1 protein-coding gene is annotated in these 1,149 nt (G+C 41.4%); it reads left to right on the plus strand.

The genetic code is table 11. The features are described from left to right. The coding region (locus WKF69_RS03280) for a triple tyrosine motif-containing protein (protein ID WP_340379481.1) at positions 1–1,149 on the plus strand (1,149 nt) is incomplete at both ends.

Consider the following 1,149-nt stretch of genomic DNA (forward strand, 5'->3'; position numbering starts at 1 on the left):
TACTTCGTACTACAATTCGGGATCAGGAATGCAGTGCGTCGTCAGCATGTATGAAGATCGTGCCGGCAGATTTTGGGTAGGCACTTATTTGTGGGGGCTATTTCTTTTTGATCGTGAAACGGGAAAATACAGGAGGTTCCAGGAAAAGGAGGGGCTGGCTTATGATAATGTTTCTTTTATAAACGAAGATAAGTCGGGGAACATCTGGCTTGCTTCCGGTCGTGGATTTTCTATTCTAAATCCAAAAGACTTCTCTATTAAAAAGTTCACAACCACGCAGGGCTTGCCTTCAAATGAACTTCTTAACACCCGAATTATTTCTGATGGTACGGATTGGCTGGTAACAGCAAACGATGGCATTATTCGTTTTAATCCCGACAATCTGGTTGTAAATAAAACCCTACCTAAAGTTTTTATTCAATCCCTTTCACATTCCCAAACCGACACTACAGGCGAAGCCATCGTTCTGATAGATAAGCAAAACAAAATTGAACTGGCTTACAATGAAAACAGAATCAGTTTTCAATATATAGGCATTCATTATGCCAACCCACGATTAAATCAATACGAGTACAAGCTTGAAGGTTATGATGAGGATTGGATAAAGGCAGGAAGGCAACGTACCGCAACATATACCAATCTTTCGCCCGGCACTTATACATTTTTTGTGAAGGCGGCAAACAGTGATGGGGTGTGGAGTAAAGATATAGCCGAGATAAAAGTGGTCATTCATCCGCCGTGGTGGAGAACTTGGTGGGCATATATCATTTATGCATTGCTTTTTTTAGCAGCATTAAGGGCTTTCAGCATGTACCGTGAAAGAAGTTTACGCAGCGAAAAAGAGAAACTGGAAGAAAAAGTAACAGCACGCACAACGGAATTAAAAGAATCGTTGGAAAGTTTGAAAGCAACGCAGTCGCAACTGGTACAATCAGAGAAAATGGCTTCATTGGGTGAGCTTACAGCTGGCATTGCTCATGAAATTCAAAACCCATTAAACTTTGTGAATAATTTCTCTGAAGTGAGCATGGAACTTGTTGATGAGCTGGAGGCTGAAAGGCTGAAAGCTGAAAGCGAAAAGAATATCGCACTTGAAGGTGAGCTTTTGGCGGATATCAAACAAAATCTCAGCAAAATCAGCCATCACGG

The organism is Daejeonella sp. (assembly GCF_037719425.1).
Lineage (GTDB): Bacteria > Bacteroidota > Bacteroidia > Sphingobacteriales > Sphingobacteriaceae > Daejeonella.